Origin of the sequence: Paenibacillus sp. P46E (genome assembly GCF_001909095.1) — a bacterium.
GTDB classification, from domain to species: domain Bacteria; phylum Bacillota; class Bacilli; order Paenibacillales; family Paenibacillaceae; genus Paenibacillus_AQ; species Paenibacillus_AQ helianthi.
In genome coordinates this window covers 71,364-90,397 of the sequence record NZ_LVYZ01000047.1, presented here as the reverse complement: position 1 = coordinate 90,397, position 19,034 = coordinate 71,364, and the positions used below count along the sequence as shown (strand labels likewise).

Here is a 19,034-nt window from a genome sequence, read left to right as displayed (position 1 = left end):
GGCAGGGGGGAGTTCGGGGGATTGATTTGGGGTTCAATGCCTGGGGTGGTCTTCACGGGGGATTGTATTTCCCCTGGGATCTCGACATGCTGGTGAAACAAAAAGTGCTGGAGATCGAGCGTATGGACCGCTATGATCTTCAGCATTTTATTTTGGAGGGCGGGGCGGTCCATGTGGATGGTGAAGGCACACTGCTGACCACCGGGCAATGCCTGCTGCACAAGAACCGCAATCCGCATCTGACGAAGCGGCAGATGGAGAAGCTTTTACGGGATCACCTGAATATTACAAAAATTATCTGGCTGCCCCAGGGTCTGTACAGCGATGAGACAGATGGTCATATTGATGAGGTGGCGGCTTTTGTGAAGCCTGGAGAAGTGGTGATGAGCTGGACGGATGACCCGGATGACCCGCAGTATGAAGTGCTGGGCAGGGCCTATGAAATATTGAGCCGGGAGAGGGACGCCAGGGGCCGCAGACTGAAGATTCACCGGCTGCATCTCCCGGACCGGCTGATGATAACGGACGAAGAAGCGCGGCGGATTGACAAGGCCCATCACAGCTACTACCGTGGAGCAGGCACTGTTTTTGCGGCAACCTATGTGAATTTCTATATCTGCAACGGCGGCGTGATCGTTCCCGCTTTTGGCGACCCGAGGGATGCAGAGGCACTGCGTACACTCAGCGGTGTATTCAAGGACCGCAGGGTGGTGCAGATCAATACGCGGGAAATCGCCCTCGGAGGCGGTAATATTCACTGCATCACCCAGCAGCAGCCAAGAGGGTGGTGAAGCTCTGCTGCTTAGTTATAGTAGATTTCTGGACGGCCCTGTTGGCCGTTTCTTTGTGTTGACATCCCTATCTGACTGTATTAATAATAGTAGTACAGTTAATACACTGAGATGCTTGCCAGAAGACAGCATACGAAAGGAGGACTGTCATGTTCGAATTGGACGTCCGCAGCCGCAAGCCGATCTATGAACAGTTGACCGATAAGGTCAAAGAGATGATCATGCACGGAATTCTGCGGGCAGATGATCAGCTTCCATCCGTAAGAACCTTATCCTCACAGCTTACAGTGAATCCCAATACGATTCAAAAAGCATACAGGGAGCTGGAGCGTGAAGGCTATATCTATTCTCTGCAGGGCAAGGGAAGCTTTATAGCACCTTCGCAACAAGGGCAGAACGAGAGCAAAAGAGCGGAGCTTCGGGAGGAATTGCTGCGCCTGATGGCGGAAGCAGTCTATCTGGGATTCACAGAAAGTGAGATAGGAGCGCTGTACCGTCAGGTGCTGGAGCACAGAGAGGGAGGGGAGAACCCATGATCGAGATTCGCGGAGTCAGCAAGAGCTTTCAAGGTGAAAAGGCTGTGGACCGCCTGTCGCTGACCGTACATAAAGCAGCTATTTATGGACTGCTGGGCTCCAATGGTGCCGGAAAAACCACGCTGCTGAAGACACTTGCGGGCATCTACCGGGCCGATGAGGGGACGGTTCAGATTGGGGGCAAACCGGTGTTTGAGAACCCGGAGGTGAAGCAAAGCCTAATCTTTATGCCGGACAGCCCTTACTTCTTCCCGCAGGCGTCGGTCAACAGCATGGCGGCCTACTACCGCTCGATTTATCCGGGGTGGAGTGACAAGCGTTTTGAGGAGCTGGGGACAGTGTTCCGGCTGGATACGGCACGCAAGCTAAGCCGCTTCTCGAAGGGGATGCAGCGCCAGGCGGCGTTCTGGCTCGCGCTAAGCTGTACACCCGATGTGCTCATCATGGATGAGCCGATTGACGGGCTGGACCCGGTGATGCGCCGGCAGATCAAAAATCTGCTGTTTCAGGAAGTCGCTGAGCGGGAGCTCACTGTGCTGATCTCTTCACATAATCTGCGGGAGATTGAGGATCTGTGCGATCATGTCGGCATTATGCACGGCGGCCGGATGCTGGTTGAGAAGGATCTCGATGACCTGAAGGCGGACACGCACAAGATTCAGGTGGCTTTCCGGGATGAGCGTCATGCGGCGGCACTGGCGGCCAAGCTGCAAATTCTCCATCAAGAGCAGCGGGGCAGCGTGAATCTCTATATCGTAAAAGGCGACCGGGAGCGGATTTCGCAAGCTTTTCATGTCTATGAGCCGTATGTGTTCGATCTGCTTCCCTTGACGCTGGAGGAAATCTTTATTTATGAAATGGGGGATGCCGGGTATGACGCACAGCCGATACTTCTTTAACAGCGGTGTAATCCGCCAGAATGTGCGCCAGCACGGCTGGATCGGAATCATCTATACCCTGGGCCTGTTATTTTCACTCCCGTTGCAGCTGTTCATGAGCGGTAATTCAGGTACACAGCCCCAGAAGGTGGATAATCTGTTCCGCGTAGCAGGAGATATTCAGGTGCTGTTCATCGTCGTTCTTCCTGTAGCTGCAGGCTTGTTCGTGTTCCGCTACCTGCAGTCCAAAATGGCCTCCGATCTGTGGCATAGCCTTCCGCTGCGGAGGGAGCATCTGCTTACTGCCCATATGGCGAGCGGACTCGGCCTTCTGCTGCTTCCGGTCTGGCTGACGGCAGCGGTTACCGCAATCGTGACTCCGCTGGGCGGCAATATGTACATCTATTCTGGTGCAGATATTTGGAATTGGTGCCTGATCGTCAGTGTTCTTACCCTGTTCCTTTTTGTGTTCAGCACCTTTGTTGGCATATGCACGGGGCAAACGGTGCTCCAGGGAATAATCATTTATATTCTGCTCATTCTTCCGGCAGCATTGTTTCAGCTGGTCAATTTACATTTGGATACGTACCTGTATGGCTACCCGCAATGGTCCGGGTCCAGCGACAGTCTGTACATCTGGTCACCGCTGCTCCGTCTCCTCACTTATACAAATGAAATCTTCAGCGTAGCGGAGCTATGCATTTACGCGGCACTGTCGGTTGTGTTCATCGCCTTATCCTTTGTGCTGTATCGAAATCGCCATGGGGAGAAGACAGGGCAGGCCATTGCCTTCACCTACTTCAATCCACTATTCAAAGCGGGTGTCATGCTCTGCGCCATGCTTCTCTCGGGAACTTATTTTACCTCTGTGAAACCTCATCAGCTGGGCTGGATGTTCTGCGGTTATATTACTGGGGCTATACTGGGCTATATTGCTTCGGAGATGATTATCCGTAAAACCTGGCAGATCCTAACGTGTAAAGTGCCAATGGAGTTTGCAATGTATGGAATTCTGCTGGGTTTGCTGCTCTACATTCCGGTATCCGGATTAACCGGATATGAGAACCGGGTGCCTGCGGGGGAACACGTCACGGGGGTGTATGCAGGGAGCAAATACCAGATGTACAATGACGATTCCTATCCGCGGATATACAGTTTCAGTGCAAGCGTAGATTCGTCCGGCGTGAATCAAGATCCTCCTTTGGCTAAGCCGGATTTCTACACTACCGATAAACAGTACATCGAAGCTGTACGAAGACTTCATCATGCGCTTGTAATGATGCGGCCAACGAATCAGGATTCAGTGAGACACTATTCTCCTGGAGCCAGAATGTTCACTCTTGCCTATCAACTGGACAACGGGCGCAAGCTGGTGCGGCAGTACTGGATTCCGGGTGAGGGATTTGAGCCGGAGATGAAGTCGGTGATGGAAAGCAAGGGCTTCAAACAGAATGAATATACGCTTTATCAACTGGATGAAGACATAGAAAGCATCCGCCTTGGCTCCAATTATACCAATAAAGCTGTTAGCATCTCTGATCCACAGGAGGTTAAGGAATTTACCGGGCTATTGAAGCAGGAAATTTTGAACATGAGCTATGAAGATCAGACTGGCGACCAGAAGTCGATCGCTACTATACAGATGAACAGCAAGCCGAACCATATAGGGTATGGTTTTTATTATGACTTCGACTGGAAGCCTTCCTTTCATGAGCTGGAGAACTGGCTCGTTCAGAAGGGATATGCGGATAAGGTCCGTTCTACAGCACAAGATGTCATCTCCGCTGAACTGATCCAAGATGATTATGCCGGCAAGCTCCCTGAAGAGACTAGGTTTGACGCTGAACAACATGTGAAGCTGGCACGCAGTGAGAACCGTGCTGTTATCGTTAAGGGTGCGACAGAGATTAACGATATTCTGAGCCGCCAGCGCAATTTTACAGGCAAGAATGGCGATTATCTGGTAAAGCTGGTCTATAAAGGCGGATTCATAGATTATGCTTCGCTGCATGAAGAAGACTTAACGCCAGGCCTTAAAGCACTTATTCCCTAGAACTGGGTTGACAGAACCTGGAACCGTGGATTATGCTTTTGGAAATATTATCATGCCCACATCGCTAAGCGTATGCTTACGAAGTAATGCTAACCAAACTTTTAGGAGGTCAGGACAGATGAATGAACAAGGAAAACTATCGTACCCGAATCTTGTCCATTTGTTTCCCGTTTATCTGTCCGCCTCGTTCGGCAGGCTGGCCCTAGCAGCGGTTGATTCATTTCCGGCAGCAGCAAGTGATCTTGTTCACGGGAAGTAATTTGCCTGAATATGCATGAGGCGAAAGCATGGCCATGGACGATGGAGTCCATGGCCTTTTTTGACTTTTTATCTTGAAAAAGATTGGGGGAGATACATCATGTCTGAAATTCATGAATCCATTATCCGCGAGCTTCGCGCTATCGAATCCGAGGAGGATGTCCGTATCCTGTACGCTTGTGAGTCCGGCAGCAGGGCCTGGGGTTTCCCTTCCAAAGACAGCGACTATGATGTGCGGTTCCTTTACCTGCGCCGCCCGGAAGCTTATCTCTCAATCTTCGGGCAGCGGGATGTCATTGAGCGTCCAATCAGTGACTTGCTGGATATTAACGGATGGGATCTGAAGAAAGGGCTGACCCTTTTCCGCAAATCCAACCCGCCGCTCCTGGAGTGGCTGCAATCCCCGATTCGTTATGAAGAGAACTATACCGTAGCAGACAGAATCCGCCGCTTGTCGCCGCTTGGATTTTCGCCCAAATCCTGCATTTACCATTATCTGAATATGGCCCGCGGGAATTACCGGACTTACCTTCAGGGCAGCGAGGTTAAGATCAAGAAGTATTTTTACGTTCTCCGGCCAATGCTGGCATGTGCCTGGATTGAGAAGTATCAGGAGGTGCCCCCTCTGGAGTTCACAGTGCTGGTAAAAGACCTGATTCCGGAAGGAACGGAGCTGAGAGAAACGGTCGATAGGCTGCTGGTCCGCAAAATGTCAGGTGATGAACTGAACCTGGAGCCTCGGCTTGCGTGTATTAACAACTATCTGGAGGAGCAGATCAGCCATTTTGAAGAAGCGGCGGTCCGGTTTGGACCAGGAAACGGGGTAGAGGATCACGTGCTGGATGAACTGTTCCGTTCCGCATTGCTTGAGGTGTGGGGCGGAGAAAGCCGCTGGACCCCGTAGGGAGAATATCAAGTGACGTAGAAGGAGAGATGGGCGCTATGCATTTAACAATTAGAGCAACGGGTGCGGGTGCGGGCATGCTGTCCCACCTGCTGGCCAAGAATCCCAGTAACCTGTATGAACGGATGGAAAAAGATTCGCGCGTGCGAATTGTCTTTACCGCCTTTTCCGAGGAGGAAACCGAGGCAGTCATTTATGTCACGCCGGATCCGGTTGAGCTGGTAAAAGGCGATTCTTCGGCGCACAATGATATTACGCAGTATATTAACGATCGTGAATTTGTGGTGAGCAGCCTGTTCTGTACTTACATCCGTTCCGCGCTGGGTACTGCACTGAACGGCAAGACGAAGGAAGCTTATGTGCCGTGGGTGGGACGGAAGCTGAATCTGGAGCTGGCCTTAGGCCCTATAGCATCTAATTTGCCGGACCGTACGCTTACGGAGCTGTTCACCGCTCTTGGCTATGAGGTGCTGCTGGAACGGGGCGATGCCGGTTATGCCTTTGATCTGAAGAGCCGAAGCTCTGTCCGGTATATCCGGCTGAAAGGCATAGAGACGCTGCAAACAGCCCTCCGGCAGCTGTTCGTGCTAATCCCAGCGCTGGATGACTACAAGCATTACTACATCAGTGATGACGAGGTGGACAAAATCAGGCGCTACGGAGAGGGGTGGCTGGAGGATCACCCGCAGCGCGGGCTGATTCTGAAGCGCACTCTGCGCTTTGCCGGCGCGATCAAGCAGTATGAAGGATGGATGACCAGAGATGACAAGCAGATAGAGAATCGCACGCCGAACGCAGCCTTAGCCGCGGTGACAGCGGAAGACGTATCCCCGGTTGCACTGGGATCAGACGCCTCTATGGAAGCTGCCGAAGCGCCCAAAGTCAGACTGAATGATCTGCGTTATGCTGCGATCGCAGAGATCGTCGAGGGCCTTGTATCCAGGCGCAGAATTGTTGATTTCGGTTCCGGTGAAGGGAAGCTCTCGGCGAGGCTCGGAAGTGTGCCCGGGGTGCATGAGATCAAGGCGGTGGAGCCCTCTGCCTCAGCGCAGCTGCGGGCGATGGACCGCTTCGCCAAGATGGTAGGTAAGTCCGGTGTTACTGTGCCTGAGCCGGTGACAGGATCACTTTTCTATTACGATGAATCGCTGCGGGGCAAGGATGTAATGATTCTCTGCGAGGTCATCGAGCATATCGATGAATACCGGCTTGGCCGGGTGATGGATACGATTTTTCACGAATATGCCCCGGGTACACTGATTATTACTACGCCGAACAAGGAATATAACGCAGTGTATGAGATGGATCAGGAGGAGATGCGCCATGGGGATCACCGCTTTGAGTGGAGCCGGGAGGCTTTTGCTGCTTGGTGTTCCCGCTGGACCCCGATCTATAATTATTCTGCAGAACTAAAGGGTGTAGGCGAGTTCGATCTGAATTATGGTTACCCGACGCAGATGGCCATATTTACGAAGGGGGAAGCGTTGTAATGACGGACAGACAAGAAGGGCAGCGGGTGATTCCGTTTCCGCATGGAGGCATTATTGTGCTCGTCGGGCCCTCAAACAGCGGCAAAACCACTCTGCTTCACAGACTCGTGCAAGAGGGCGTACTACTGCAGACAGAGATCGTTTCTTCCGATGAATACCGGACACTTGTAGGTGATGTTGAATATATCGACTGGAAAGGACACTCCCGGGAGGCGGCCGATATCCTCTACAATGATTACCAGCTGCTGTCTAAGCTGGCTTTTGAGGCGATGAATACTGTTGTGTCCATGCGCTCCCGCCTGGGCAAGCTGACAGTGGTGGATGCGACACATCTGCAGCCGGAATACCGCAGGAAATATATCGATTTGGCAGCAGCCTATGATATTCCTTGTACCGCCTGGATTCTGGATCTTCCGGAGCAGACCTTGCTTGAGCGGGACCGAAATCGGGACCAGCCGCGCGGCAGACAGCGTGTGAAGCAGCAGTTCGTCCAGTTCAAACGTTCACTACGCGGATTGCGTGATGAAGGCTTCGACTTCACCTATATGCTCAAAGAAACGGAAACTGTGCAGTTTACCCGCAAAACGAACCCGCTGGTCGTTGAAATTGGCAATGGGATCGATGTGATCGGAGATATTCACGGCTGTTATGACGAAATGCTGGAGCTGCTGGGACAGCTGGGCTATGTACCGGATGATGCCGGACTCTACCGGCATCCTGATAGCAGGATGCTGATCTCCGTAGGGGATGTAATGAGCCGGGGGCCGAAATCGCTGGATACGATGAGATTCTGGAAAAGGCACTGCGATGCCGGAATCGCCCGCATGATCGACAGCAACCATGGCTGGAAGATTGCCCGCTACCTCAGCGGCCGTAAGGTAACCCTGGGCCATGGTGATGAGAATATTGCGGTGGAGTTTGCCCAACTTGCAAGTGAATCCGGTGAAAAAGCAGCCGATATGCTGAGGGAAGAGCTGAAGCAATTTCTTCTGTCTGCCCCGAGCCATCTGGTCTTGTGCCATGAGGGTGTACGTCGTGTAGTGGTTGCCCATGCCGGAATCCGGGATGAATATATCGGCAAACAGTCCAGACGGATACAGGATTTCTGCCGCTATGGAGATACTGACGGTATGGAGGCTTCAGGAGCCCCTGTCCGCAAGGAATGGTACGTAGAGCACGAATCGGGAGAGCTGATTATCTGGGGGCATGACCCAAGGCCATACCCGACAGTGGTGAAGGATACGGTCAACATTGATCAGGGTGCGGTATTTGGAGGCTCATTAACGGCCTACCGCTACCCTGAGCAGCAGTTTGTCGGCGTCAAGGCATATAGGGATTATGCGCAGGACCCGGACAGTCCCCTGATCCGCTGGGAACGCGGGAGGTTCTCACCCCCTAATCTGCGAAAGCTTGTGGAAGGATATTCTGTCATGACGGAGGCTTATGGCGAAATTTCTGTGCGCGGTGAATTTGTAAAAGCCGCAATAGACACGGTATCTCATTTCACTGTTCCTATGGAGGAACTTATCTACATTCCGCCAACAATGAGTCCGTCACCGGCAGTGTCTGCCGATGAAGCTTACCTGGAGCACCCGCGTGAAGCGATCGCCTACTTCCGCTCGCAGGGCGTGAGGACGATGGTTGCGGAGAAAAAACACATGGGCAGCCGCGCAGTTCTGCTGCTGTTCCGGGATGAAGCTGCTGCTGTGCCTTATGTGGGACGTGAAGTACTCGGTACGATTTACACCCGTACCGGCAGGGCCTTTTTTGACAAGGATACCGAAGCGGAAGTGCTGTCCCGGCTGAATGCAGATTTGCACCAAGCTGATTACTGGGACTGCCATAATACGGACCTGCTGCTGCTCGATGCCGAAATTATCCCTTGGAATCTGAAGGCGCGTGAGCTGATCGCCACCCAGTATGCCCATGTCGCCGAAGCTGCTGCTATGGATCGCGAGCATGTTCTGGAGAAGCTGCGCGAAGCTGAGATTGCCGGACGTGATGTGTCGGGCTGGGTGCAGGAGATGGAGGGTAAGCTGAAGAACGCCCGTGTATTCCGCGAAGCTTTTCAGCAGTACTGCTGGGATACAAACGGCCTTGCCGGCGTCCGGATTGCCCCGTTCCATACGCTGGCGCACAGCGGGCAGAGCTTTTTTGACCATAGCCATATCTGGCACATGGAGCATAGCCGCGAGCTTGCCGGGTTGTCACCGCTCTTTATGGAGACAGAATACCGGACGATCACCAGTGAAGCAGACGAAGCAGACGTCATCCGCTGGTGGGAGGAGCTGACAGAGGACGGACATGAAGGCATCGTGATCAAGCCGGAGACCTTCATTGCCCGTAACGGCAGATCGATCATTCAGCCTGCCATCAAGGTCAGGGGCCGCAAATACCTGCACATTATCTATGGCATCGATTATCTGCAGCCGGACAATCTGTCCCGGCTCAAGCTGCGCAAAACCAGCAAAAAAGAGCGCCACGCCCTAATGGAATGCGCTCTGAGCGTAGAATCTGTGGAACGCTTTATCCGCAAAGAGCCACTGGAGCGCGTGCATGAATGTGTGCTTGCCGCCCTTTCACTCGAATCCGATCCGGTGGACCCGCGGCTCTAAACGGAGAGCAGTGAAGAGAGAACAAATGAGGTGTAACAAATGTTGAACCAAGCTGCTGAGGTTTCACTCAGCAAATTCATGACCAAGCTGCTCCGGCATACCCCGTCAGCGTATGGGTTACTCCTTGATCCTGAGGACGGCTCCTGCCTGCTGGAGGATCTGCTGAGTGTCATCCATGCTGCCCCGAAATGGGCCGGCATCACTGCAGAGGATATCCGTCAGGTTGTCCGAAACAGCGAGAAGCAGCGCTTTGCCATTGAAGGCGAGCGTATAAAAGCGCGGTATGGGCACAGTCATGCCAAGCTTGCATACGAGCCGGGAACCCCGCCTCCTGTGCTGTATCATGGCACTAATCAATCTGCATTGTCCGCGATCCTGAAAGAAGGCCTGAAGCCGATGGGGAGGCAGTATGTACACTTGTCAGAGGGGCTCCATTTTGCCAGCTTGGCCGGGAGCCGCAGAGGCAGGCTGGTTCTGCTGAGCGTGGATACGGTTAAGGCTGTGCATTTGGGAGTAACCTTCTATTATGCGGGTAATGAGGTATGGCTGGCGGAGCCGGTTCCACCTGCTTGCATTGCCTTGCGGGAAGAAGAATAAACGGGTACCGCCAGTTTCCAGCTTTATAGGAGGGATGTCCCATGGGTGAAGTGCCGGATCACCTCGACCACGGCTTGCAAATTGTATTTATCGGCTTCAATCCCAGTCTCCGTTCCGGAGAGCTGGGGCATCATTATGCCAATCCGCGCAATCATTTCTGGCGCATTCTTGAACACTCCGGCCTGACGCCGCGCCTCTATGATGCCTCGGAGGACGGAGAACTGCTCCGGCTAGGCTTGGGCTTCACTAACATCGTTGCCCGACCGACACGTGGAGCGGAGGACATTACCCGTGAGGAATATGCGGAGGGACGTCAGATTCTCCGGGACAAGCTTACACGCTACCGCCCGGAGATCGCCTGTTTTGTAGGCAAGGGGGTCTATACGGAATTTAGCCGCAGAGCAAAGGCGGACTGGGGGTTTCAGGAGGAACAGCCCCCGATCGTGGATGGCGTGAGGGAATTCGTGGCGCCTTCGTCCAGTGGTTTGGTACGAATGCCCATGCCGGAGATCGTGGCTATTTACCACAGGCTGTATGAGTATATTCAGGAAAATACTTAATTCCACCCTCAAACCGGAAACGGGCAAAACAAAGGTAAAAGTGCTCTTAATTCCGCCCCTCTGGCCAGAAATGGGCAAAACAACGGCAGAAATGCTCTTAATTCCGCCCCTCTGACCGGAAATGGGCAAAACAAAGGTAAAAGTGCACTTAATTCCGCCCTCCCTGGCGCAGACCGGTAAATGTACTTGTTCACACTGCGCAGATCACTTTGTCTACCGGCATGTATTGCTCATTAGGCAGGTTGGCACTCAACACAAAAACACCCTTGAACATCAAGGGTGTTTTGCTGTAATACTGTGCCCTTACTCCTACCATTCCCAGTCCGCGTCAGGTCTGGATCAGCAGCAGAATGATTGAGGAGAGCGACAGGCAGACGCTGGCCAGATAAAGGACGGCAACAACCTGCTTCTGGTTCAATCCGGCTTTGAGCAGACGGTAATGAACCTGGGTCGCATCGGCTTGATAAATGGACTTGCCTTGCACGAACCGTTTGATGACGACAAACAAATTGTCGAAGATCGGTACGCCCAGTGCGAGAATCGGGATGAACAGCGACAAGACCGTTGCCTGCTTGAATGCACCGTCCAGTGCAATTACAGCCAGGATATAGCCGAGAAAGGTAGCGCCTGCGTCACCCATGAAAATTTTGGCCGGGGCCTTGTTGTAACGCAGATAGGCAATGGTTACCCCCACTAGAGTAATTGCCATCATGGCTGAGGCGGATTGACCTTTGGCCAAAGCGACCACAAATAGGGTTACTGCGGAAATGGCCGTCAGCCCTCCCGCCAGACCGTCCATACCGTCCGAGAAATTTATCACAGTCGTCACGCCGAAGATCCAGAGAATGGTAAGCACAAATTGCAGGATGACCGGCAGCGAGATATAATCCCCGGAGAAGGGGTTGAAGAATCCGGTGAAGGCATTGCCTGACAGAAAGACCAGAATCGCAGCCGCGATCTGGACAATGAACTTCGGCAGCGCCGGGAAGTCCTTGCCCTTGGTTTTGTACCAGTCATCGATGGTGCCTATGGTCAGCAGGAGCACACCGCCAATGAACAGGGCAAGTGTACTTAGCGAGAAATCACGGGTAAACAGCAGGAATGTAATGAAAAATCCGATGAATATCGCATAGCTGGCTGTTAGCGGAATGGGCTCCCTATGTATTTTGCGCTCGACATCCTGCCGGGGTTTGTCCACAAAATCGAGCCTGAAAGCAAGCCTGCCAAGCGGAGGAATAAGCAAATAGACGATGCAGAAGGACACCAGAAACGCTAGAACATAAAAAATGACAATCACCGCCGTTACATTTTTTGAGTGAGTCTCTCTGAATTATATCGCAGATGGCAGGTGCTTGTCGACGAGACTCGAAATAGGAGGGAATATGGGAATATGAAATACGAGGTCATTTTATTTGATGCCGATGATACCCTGTTTGACTATGGGATGGCTGAGAGCAAGGCGCTGTACAATGCTTTTGTCCATTTTGGCCTGCCTACGGGTGCCGAGGATTATGCTGCAAGCTACCAAGAAATTAACAGGGCACTGTGGAAGGACCTGGAGCAAGGACGGACCACATCTGCTGTGCTGCGGGTTGAACGGTTCAACCGGTTGTTTGCCGCACATAAGCTCGAACTGAGTCCTGAAGCATTTAGTGAAGCCTATTTAAAGTTTCTGGGTGAGGGGACGTACCTGATCCAGGGGGCGGTGGAGCTCTGTCAGGAATTGAACGGGTACAGACTTGCGGTTATCACCAATGGGATCAAGGATGTTCAGCTGTCCAGAATTCAGGGCTCGCCGCTGAGCGATACCTTTGAGCAGATCATTATTTCCGAGGAGACAGGCTATCAGAAGCCGGAAGCGGGGATTTTTGATTATGCTTTTAACAAGCTGGGGATCTCTGACCGGAGCAAAGTGCTGATCGTCGGTGATTCGCTGACCTCGGATATTAAGGGTGGAATGGACTATGGCATCGACACCTGCTGGTTTAACCCTTTGGGCAAAGAAGGCGTTCCGGGTATTCATCCGACCTATGAGATCCGGGAGCTGTCCGGGCTTCTGGAGATTATCCGCTAATTCCAAACGATACAATCCTGAGGTTGAAAAGTTTTCCGGGTGTTAAATATATTAAGATGCAATACTCATACTCTGTCATCAATTCTATATGGGGAGAGGATCAATATGAACAAAAAATGGCTGATAGCCGCTGTCGTTGCAGGTATGACGATAACCGGATCGGCAGGTGTCTATGCGGGAGCCAAGCTGGAGCAGATCAAAGCCTATCTGAATCACAGTATTGGGGTTGTGGTGGATGGCACCCCTTATTGGCTGAAAGACGGGAACGGTAAAACCCTAACGCCTATCACCTACGAAGGCATTACGTATTTGCCGGTCCGTTCGATCGCCGGTGCCCTGAAAGTACCGATAACTTATGATGCCGCGAACTATAAAGTGAGAATTGGCAGCGGTGCCGAGACAGGTGGAGCCACGGGAACAGGTGCTGGGACGGCCACTCCTCCAGTAGAAAGCACAGTGCGGCCGGTGAACCTGCCGAAGGATTTCCCGATTCCGGAGGATGCCCTGATTGCAGCTACATTGGATACGGATGCGGACGGGGTGAAGAAGGTGGCGTTCACCTACTCCACGCAGGAGACCTTGGAAACGATGGGCTTTGTGTATAGTGAATATGTGCGGATCAAACGGCTGGAGAATGCCTCCCAGACCATAAGCGCCACTACGGTCCGAATCTCAGGCAGACTGGGCGGAACAAGCCCGTTGTCCATCACCGGCAAGGCTTCAACCGCGCGTCCGGGCTTCAATATCTTCACCATCACTTTCTCGGAGAGCTGATCATCCCTATTGTTCACAAAAAAAACAGCTGCGCCTTCTGAAGGTCGCAGCTGTTGCAGTAGTAATTCCCTTGCTGAGTTGGTCTTCCAGAACCGCAGCGGAGTGCAGCCCCTTTGCAAGCTGTGCAGGTTCCAGCCGAATTAGTGGATTAAGCTTGCTGCCGTGTATCCAGCGGCTTCAGGTGCGCTTCAATCTGCTCGCGCTTGGCTTCGAGGAAAGGCGGCAGGGCCAGGGATTCGCCCAGATGCTCAATATCCTCATCCGTGGCAAAGCCCGGGCCGTCCGTTGCCAGCTCGAACAGGATTCCGCTCGGCTCACGGAAATACAGGGAGCGGAAATAGAAGCGGTCCACGAAACCAGAGTTCGGGAGGGAGTAGCTGCTGATCCGCTCGATCCACTGCTTCAGCTCTTCGGCGTTATCTACGCGGAAGGCCACGTGATGAACACCGCCGCGTCCGAGCCGCTCCTGGGGCAGATCTTTGCGTTCTTCCAGATGGATTTCGGAGCCGGAGCCGCCTTCGCCGGTCTCGAATACAATGACATCCGGCTGCCCGGCAACCGAGGAAGGATAGCTGCCTTTACGGCGGAACCCGAGCAGATCCACTAGCACTTTTGCGGAAGACTCTGCCGTCTCAACGGTCAAATGGACCGGACCCAGACCGAGAATGCCGTACTCTGCCGGAACCGGACTTTTAGCCCAAGGCTTGCCGCCTGCAACACCCTGATTATGCTCATCCGATACAAGAATCAGACGTTGCCCCTCATGATCCCGGAAGGATAGCGTTTGGCGTCCTCCGCGGTCTGTGATCTCATCATGCTCCACCTGGAACTCCGTCAGCCGCTGGGACCAATACTCAAGCGACTTATCGTCCGGCACCCGGAGCGACAGTGCGGAAATACTGTTATTACCATCGCGGTTGCGGCCTGCGTTCGGAATTTCGAAGAAGGTGACTTCCGTACCGGGATTGCCTACTTCATCCCCGTAGAACAGATGGTAGACGGAGATATCATCCTGGTTGACTGTTTTTTTGATCAGACGCAGTCCGAGCACCTCGGTGTAGAATTTGAAGTTTTCAGGGGCTCTGGCGGTTAGGGCGGATACATGGTGAAGTCCTTTTAATGTTAAACTCATGGTAGTTCCTCCTCAAAGGTATGGGGTTGAAGTGCTGGAAAACAGGTATATTGTGAATGAAAAATAAAGTATATAGTTATTATTAAGTTACTTACATTTTAATAGTAAAATCTAAAATTAGCAAGTGTGAATTTCATTCCATTGAAATACAACGATCTGTAGGTTCTGACTAGAAACAATCCTTCTATTCTTGGAGGAGGAGGAAGCTGCCTCTATCAGAGGAGGGTTAACCCTTCTCTTCTTATCTGCAAAGGAGAGCGATATGATACATACACAAATTAGCTTGATGGAGCAGCTGAAAGGAATGGGGATTGATCCGCAGGGGACATTACTCGTCCATTCTTCGCTGAAGAGTATCGGGGAAGTCCAAGGAGGTGCAGACACTGTACTGGATGCGCTCTCTGCCTATATGCAACCAGGTCTTTTGGTCCTCCCTACGCATACCTGGTCTTATATCCATGCGGATAATCCGCGATTCTCCGTCCAGGAGTCCCCTTCTTGTGTCGGCATTCTGCCTGAGCTCTTCCGGAGGCGGGCGGACGTTATCCGCTCGTGGCATCCGACCCATTCTGTAGCAGCATTGGGTAAGGATGCGGCTGCATTCACCGCCGGTGATGAGCGCTGGGACACGCCATGTGCCCGCGGTTCCGTCTATGGCAAACTTCTGGACCGCCAGGCGGACATTATGCTGCTTGGTGTGGATTTGCGGCGGAATACCTTCATCCACGGAATTGAAGAATGGCTCGATATTCCCGGCAGAATGACGGATGAGCCTGAGCAACTGTATACCGTGACACCCGGCGGGGAAGAGCTCCCGGTTCCTTCACGCAGGCACTGCGGACTCTCCTGGTCGCAGCATTTCTGGAAGGTAGAGCGGGTACTTGAGCAAGGCGGGGCATTGCGCAGAGGCCGTTTTGGAGATGCGCCTGTGATGATCTGCGGGACAGTGGCAACAACGGATATTCTAAGCCGTATGCTGCGCAGCAATCCGGATCTCTTCTCAGACAATGAACCCTTGGATGATTTAGAGGTGCCCGGGCCGCTGCCCAAGACCAAGCGGGTCGTTCCGGATTGACTGCGCACCAGATGTGCCTCCTTGGCTTAGTCAAATAGGTAATGAATTTCAGGTTCTTGTCCGCAATCTGGCGGGCAGCTATCAATGTATGGTATATTATTCTCACAAAAAACATAGTAAGGAGATTGGAAATGGAAAAAACTTTGATTTTTGGACACAAAAATCCGGATACGGATACTATCTGTTCGGCTATTGCTTATGCGGCATTGAAGAAGGAACTGGGCTGGGATGCTGAGCCGGTTCGTCTCGGCGAAGTCAGCGGCGAAACTCAGTATGCGCTGGACCACTTCGGCGTGCAGGCTCCGCGCCTGGTTGAGAATGTAGCAAGCGAAGCTAAACAGGTCATTCTGGTTGACCATAACGAACGCCAGCAAAGTGCGAATGATATCGATCAGGTCCGTGTGGTCGAGGTTATTGACCACCACCGGATCGCTAATTTTGAAACGGCTCATCCGCTGTACTACCGTGCTGAACCCGTAGGCTGCACAGCAACGATCCTTAACAAGCTGTACAAAGAAAACGGAGTAGCTGTTCCAAAGGATATCGCCGGTCTGATGCTGTCTGCCATCATTTCCGACTCCCTGCTGTTCAAATCTCCGACCTGCACCGAGCAGGATGTAGCGGCTGCGCGCGAGCTGGCGGCCATCGCCGGTGTTGACGCTGACAGCTACGGTCTTGCCATGCTCAAGGCGGGTGCCGATCTAAGCGACAAGAGTATCGCCCAACTGATCTCTCTGGATGCCAAGGAATTCAAAATGGGTGAATACAAGGTGGAGATTGCCCAGGTAAACGCTGTAGATGTGAACGATGTGCTCTCCAAACAAGCTGAACTGGAAGCAGCCTTGACTGCCATCATTGATGACAAAGGCCTGGATCTTTTCCTGTTCGTAGTTACAGATATCCTGAACAATGATTCCGTAGGTTTGGCCCTGGGCCGTGTGGCAGGTGCAGTTGAGCAGGCTTACAATGTGAAGCTGGACGACAACAAAGCTGTTCTGAAGGGTGTCGTTTCCCGTAAATCACAGATCGTTCCAGTTCTGACTGAAACCATTGCCAAGCTGTAACAGACAGGCCTGGTAAGCGGAGTTATTCAGCAATTTATTGGATAGAGTTATGACACAGCCCGGCTGTGCGCCTTCTTTACGGAAGGCGCGCAGCCGGTTTTTGTATATCTGGGCTTTCTCAGCAACTTATTTCCATTTGCGCGGTATAATCAGCAGGGAACAAATTAGAGGGGGAGAATGTATGGGGACAATGAAAAAGCTTATTTTTTCCACACTATGCCTGATGGTGATATCAGGTGGTACCCTGCTGTATGCGGCTTCGGGCAAATCGGATATCGCGGTCTACCTGAATAATGTGCTGCAGAAGCAGTCGGGGCTGTTGTCGGAAGGAGAGCCTTATCTGTCCATCGAGCAACTCCCTGAGAACCTGCACGCGGTATTATCCTGGGATGAATCTGCCAAGGAGGTGCGAATCTATAAGCCCAACGTCAACATGGTCCTGCTCGATGATCAGGGGAAGATCTTTGGCAAGGTGAGAAGTGCGGAAAGCAGCACATTCTCCGTTCTTGTGCAGGTGGATCATCTTAAGACCGAAATTTCAGATCTGAAGATTACCATCACGGATCCTCTGAACAAGACGGTTACGGTGGATAATCAAGCCATCAATGAAAAGAAGGAAAGCTTCTGGTTCAAGTCCGTGGAATACTCCTATATGTTTAATGAAAAAGGGAACTATATGATCCAGGTCTATATCAAGGACAGCTCATCCAAAAGCTGGTTTATCGTTTCTGAAATGCAGATTTCCACGATTTAGCGGACTGTGTAATTACAGCAGAAGGTGAATCCTTTTGCCAAAAGAACACGCAGACTCTATACTTAAGCTTACATCTAAGTGTAAAGGAGCGGAGGAACATGACTAGAACACGAAACAGCGGAGCTCTTCAATATAAATCGTTTGGTCTGGTTCTGCAAGCACTTGTGATTATGGCCCGTAAAGAGGGCAATACCTGTTCCAGCTGTGAAATCGCCGGGTATTTGTCGTCAGAGCCCACCGTTCTGAGAAAGGCTCTGGCCAAGCTGACCAAGGAACACATTCTGGTGACCCGTGAAGGACGGGATGGCGGCTATATGCTGAACCGTTCCCCGGAAGAGCTGACGCTGGCTGAAATATACAGCGCCATGGAGGCCTGCGGGGTGCGCAGCAATACTGTGAATGAGACGATGTGTGAGAACGCCTTTGGGCAGCAGATGAAAGGCGCATGCGGAGACATTCTGGAAGAGATGGATCAGAGTGCAGTAGCTGTTCTGCAGAAGTATACCCTGGCAGATCTTGTGCGCCGAACGGAATGTTGACAGGGTGCTTTTTTATGAATTATACTGTGCTTATTAAATCACAGTTAACCACATCGCTATAAAACAGGGATAGAAAGAGGAGGATTAAGTTATGGCAGCAGAACTGAAAGTAGAACAGGAATTCAGCAAGGTGATTCGGGAACGGCGTTCGGTGCGGAAGTATGATCCTTCCTGGAAAATTTCAAATGAGGAGATCAAAGAGATTCTTGCAGAGGCTACTCTGGCTCCATCTTCCTCCAATCTTCAGCCATGGCGGTTCATCGTCATTACTGATCAGGAAGTTAAGGAGAAGGTACTACCTATAGCGCACAATCAGGCGCAAGTAACGGAGGCTTCGGCGGTGATCGCTGTACTTGGCGATACGGAAGCTTATAGCAATGCGGAAGCTATCTATGGTCATGCCAGTGCTAACGGGCTTATGCCGGAGGATGTTGCCGCTGCTATGGCCAAACGCAGCCGCGAAGGCTACTCCAGTCTGCCGAAGGAAAAGCTGGAGGACATTGCTCTGGTAGACGGCGGACTGGTATCCATGCAGCTGATGCTTGCAGCCAGAGCCAGAGGCTATGACACGGTGCCAATGGGCGGTTTTGACCCTGCGGGGCTCAAAGAGCTGTTCCAGATCTCTGACCGTTATATACCGGTAATGCTGATTGCGCTTGGCAAGGCTTCAGTGGAAGGACGGCCAACAGGCCGCTTGCCGCTGGAAGAGATTGCTTACTGGAATGGATTCCAAGCATAAGAGGGACCGGACAGATCCTTTTATTTACCGGCATCTCTGTTTTACTGAGAGCCGATCTAAACCGCCGGTTTCGCTGTCCTTATGGGGCCGGTAAGGCCGGTTCTTCTTAAATATCAGGTATCTTCCTTGATCAAGGAAGGTGCCTTTTTTTGTTGGCCGGAATTTTGTGGGCTGTACTGTTCATTTCTGGTTTCCGGCGCT

General features: G+C 52.2%; 19 protein-coding genes. 17 read left to right on the top strand and 2 right to left on the bottom strand.

Annotated elements, in window-relative coordinates; genetic code table 11:
- From A3849_RS18120 to A3849_RS18080, 10 genes are all read left to right on the top strand, one after another.
- On the top strand, positions 1 to 791 hold a 791-nt coding region (locus tag A3849_RS18120), incomplete at its 5' end, for an agmatine deiminase family protein (protein ID WP_083613571.1).
- A gap of 149 nt (positions 792 to 940) precedes the next feature.
- Entirely contained in the window at positions 941 to 1,327 is a 387-nt protein-coding gene (locus tag A3849_RS18115) for a GntR family transcriptional regulator (protein WP_074112683.1), read from the top strand.
- Complete coding sequence (locus A3849_RS18110; protein WP_074112682.1) at positions 1,324 to 2,226, top strand: ABC transporter ATP-binding protein; 903 nt, start codon at positions 1,324 to 1,326, stop codon at positions 2,224 to 2,226. The genes A3849_RS18115 and A3849_RS18110 overlap by 4 nt, the downstream gene beginning before the upstream one ends.
- Entirely contained in the window at positions 2,180 to 4,258 is a 2,079-nt protein-coding gene (locus A3849_RS18105; protein WP_178382731.1) for a DUF6449 domain-containing protein, read from the top strand. Before A3849_RS18110 ends, A3849_RS18105 begins: the two co-directional genes overlap by 47 nt.
- Positions 4,259 to 4,376: 118 nt before the next feature.
- Positions 4,377 to 4,517, top strand: coding sequence for a hypothetical protein (locus tag A3849_RS32970; protein WP_178382730.1), 141 nt, complete (start codon positions 4,377 to 4,379; stop codon positions 4,515 to 4,517).
- Between the two features lie 99 nt (positions 4,518 to 4,616).
- A complete protein-coding gene (locus A3849_RS18100; protein ID WP_074112680.1) occupies positions 4,617 to 5,420 on the top strand; it encodes a nucleotidyltransferase domain-containing protein in 804 nt (267 codons plus the stop codon).
- A 38-nt stretch (positions 5,421 to 5,458) separates the two neighbouring features.
- Complete coding sequence (locus A3849_RS18095) at positions 5,459 to 6,910, top strand: 3' terminal RNA ribose 2'-O-methyltransferase Hen1 (RefSeq protein ID WP_074112679.1); 1,452 nt, start codon at positions 5,459 to 5,461, stop codon at positions 6,908 to 6,910.
- Entirely contained in the window at positions 6,910 to 9,525 is a 2,616-nt protein-coding gene (locus A3849_RS18090; protein WP_074112678.1) for a polynucleotide kinase-phosphatase, read from the top strand. The genes A3849_RS18095 and A3849_RS18090 overlap by 1 nt, the downstream gene beginning before the upstream one ends.
- Positions 9,526 to 9,564: 39 nt before the next feature.
- A complete protein-coding gene (locus A3849_RS18085; protein WP_074112677.1) occupies positions 9,565 to 10,122 on the top strand; it encodes an RNA 2'-phosphotransferase in 558 nt (185 codons plus the stop codon).
- Positions 10,123 to 10,163: 41 nt separating this feature from the next.
- Positions 10,164 to 10,682 (top strand): mismatch-specific DNA-glycosylase, encoded by a 519-nt coding sequence (locus A3849_RS18080; RefSeq protein WP_074112676.1) that lies wholly within the window; start codon positions 10,164 to 10,166, stop codon positions 10,680 to 10,682.
- A 328-nt stretch (positions 10,683 to 11,010) separates the two neighbouring features.
- Here the strand turns inward: A3849_RS18080 and A3849_RS18075 are convergent, their stop codons facing one another.
- Positions 11,011 to 11,970, bottom strand: a complete 960-nt coding sequence (locus tag A3849_RS18075) for an MraY family glycosyltransferase (RefSeq protein ID WP_372237783.1) — start codon at positions 11,968 to 11,970, stop codon at positions 11,011 to 11,013.
- A gap of 102 nt (positions 11,971 to 12,072) precedes the next feature.
- Here A3849_RS18075 and A3849_RS18070 point away from each other — a divergent pair, with 102 nt between their 5' ends.
- Positions 12,073 to 12,756 carry a YjjG family noncanonical pyrimidine nucleotidase gene (locus A3849_RS18070; protein WP_074112674.1) on the top strand — a complete coding sequence of 228 codons (684 nt, stop codon included), beginning with the start codon at positions 12,073 to 12,075 and terminating at the stop codon, positions 12,754 to 12,756.
- A gap of 105 nt (positions 12,757 to 12,861) precedes the next feature.
- Complete coding sequence (locus tag A3849_RS18065) at positions 12,862 to 13,530, top strand: stalk domain-containing protein (RefSeq protein ID WP_074112673.1); 669 nt, start codon at positions 12,862 to 12,864, stop codon at positions 13,528 to 13,530.
- Between the two features lie 148 nt (positions 13,531 to 13,678).
- Here the strand turns inward: A3849_RS18065 and A3849_RS18060 are convergent, their stop codons facing one another.
- Positions 13,679 to 14,662: a ring-cleaving dioxygenase gene (locus A3849_RS18060; protein WP_074112672.1), complete on the bottom strand. Its 984-nt coding sequence runs from the start codon at positions 14,660 to 14,662 to the stop codon at positions 13,679 to 13,681.
- 262 nt (positions 14,663 to 14,924) lie between these two features.
- On the opposite strand from A3849_RS18060, the gene A3849_RS18055 reads away from it, so the two are divergent.
- The 5 genes from A3849_RS18055 to A3849_RS18035 all read left to right on the top strand — a co-directional run bounded on the left by A3849_RS18055 (position 14,925) and on the right by A3849_RS18035 (position 18,833).
- The gene (locus A3849_RS18055; RefSeq protein WP_074112671.1) at positions 14,925 to 15,737 is read left to right on the top strand and encodes an AAC(3) family N-acetyltransferase; all 813 of its coding nucleotides are present in this window, start codon (positions 14,925 to 14,927) and stop codon (positions 15,735 to 15,737) included.
- Between the two features lie 131 nt (positions 15,738 to 15,868).
- On the top strand, positions 15,869 to 16,801 hold the full coding sequence (locus A3849_RS18050) for a manganese-dependent inorganic pyrophosphatase (RefSeq protein WP_074112670.1): 933 nt from the start codon (positions 15,869 to 15,871) through the stop codon (positions 16,799 to 16,801).
- A gap of 181 nt (positions 16,802 to 16,982) precedes the next feature.
- Complete coding sequence (locus A3849_RS18045) at positions 16,983 to 17,555, top strand: hypothetical protein (protein WP_074112669.1); 573 nt, start codon at positions 16,983 to 16,985, stop codon at positions 17,553 to 17,555.
- Positions 17,556 to 17,653: 98 nt separating this feature from the next.
- Positions 17,654 to 18,094 (top strand): RrF2 family transcriptional regulator, encoded by a 441-nt coding sequence (locus tag A3849_RS18040; RefSeq protein WP_074112668.1) that lies wholly within the window; start codon positions 17,654 to 17,656, stop codon positions 18,092 to 18,094.
- Between the two features lie 91 nt (positions 18,095 to 18,185).
- The gene (locus tag A3849_RS18035) at positions 18,186 to 18,833 is read left to right on the top strand and encodes a nitroreductase family protein (RefSeq protein WP_074112667.1); all 648 of its coding nucleotides are present in this window, start codon (positions 18,186 to 18,188) and stop codon (positions 18,831 to 18,833) included.
- Positions 18,834 to 19,034: the final 201 nt, after the last annotated feature.

Coding starts and splice junctions, on each gene's coding strand:
- A3849_RS18115 (WP_074112683.1), top strand. CDS start 941: ATGTTCGAATTGGACGTCCGCAGCCGCAAGCCGATCTATGAACAGTTG.
- A3849_RS18110 (WP_074112682.1), top strand. CDS start 1,324: ATGATCGAGATTCGCGGAGTCAGCAAGAGCTTTCAAGGTGAAAAGGCT.
- A3849_RS18105 (WP_178382731.1), top strand. CDS start 2,180: ATGAAATGGGGGATGCCGGGTATGACGCACAGCCGATACTTCTTTAAC.
- A3849_RS32970 (WP_178382730.1), top strand. CDS start 4,377: ATGAATGAACAAGGAAAACTATCGTACCCGAATCTTGTCCATTTGTTT.
- A3849_RS18100 (WP_074112680.1), top strand. CDS start 4,617: ATGTCTGAAATTCATGAATCCATTATCCGCGAGCTTCGCGCTATCGAA.
- A3849_RS18095 (WP_074112679.1), top strand. CDS start 5,459: ATGCATTTAACAATTAGAGCAACGGGTGCGGGTGCGGGCATGCTGTCC.
- A3849_RS18090 (WP_074112678.1), top strand. CDS start 6,910: ATGACGGACAGACAAGAAGGGCAGCGGGTGATTCCGTTTCCGCATGGA.
- A3849_RS18085 (WP_074112677.1), top strand. CDS start 9,565: ATGTTGAACCAAGCTGCTGAGGTTTCACTCAGCAAATTCATGACCAAG.
- A3849_RS18080 (WP_074112676.1), top strand. CDS start 10,164: ATGGGTGAAGTGCCGGATCACCTCGACCACGGCTTGCAAATTGTATTT.
- A3849_RS18070 (WP_074112674.1), top strand. CDS start 12,073: ATGAAATACGAGGTCATTTTATTTGATGCCGATGATACCCTGTTTGAC.
- A3849_RS18065 (WP_074112673.1), top strand. CDS start 12,862: ATGAACAAAAAATGGCTGATAGCCGCTGTCGTTGCAGGTATGACGATA.
- A3849_RS18060 (WP_074112672.1), bottom strand. CDS start 14,662: ATGAGTTTAACATTAAAAGGACTTCACCATGTATCCGCCCTAACCGCC.
- A3849_RS18055 (WP_074112671.1), top strand. CDS start 14,925: ATGATACATACACAAATTAGCTTGATGGAGCAGCTGAAAGGAATGGGG.
- A3849_RS18050 (WP_074112670.1), top strand. CDS start 15,869: ATGGAAAAAACTTTGATTTTTGGACACAAAAATCCGGATACGGATACT.
- A3849_RS18045 (WP_074112669.1), top strand. CDS start 16,983: ATGGGGACAATGAAAAAGCTTATTTTTTCCACACTATGCCTGATGGTG.
- A3849_RS18040 (WP_074112668.1), top strand. CDS start 17,654: ATGACTAGAACACGAAACAGCGGAGCTCTTCAATATAAATCGTTTGGT.
- A3849_RS18035 (WP_074112667.1), top strand. CDS start 18,186: ATGGCAGCAGAACTGAAAGTAGAACAGGAATTCAGCAAGGTGATTCGG.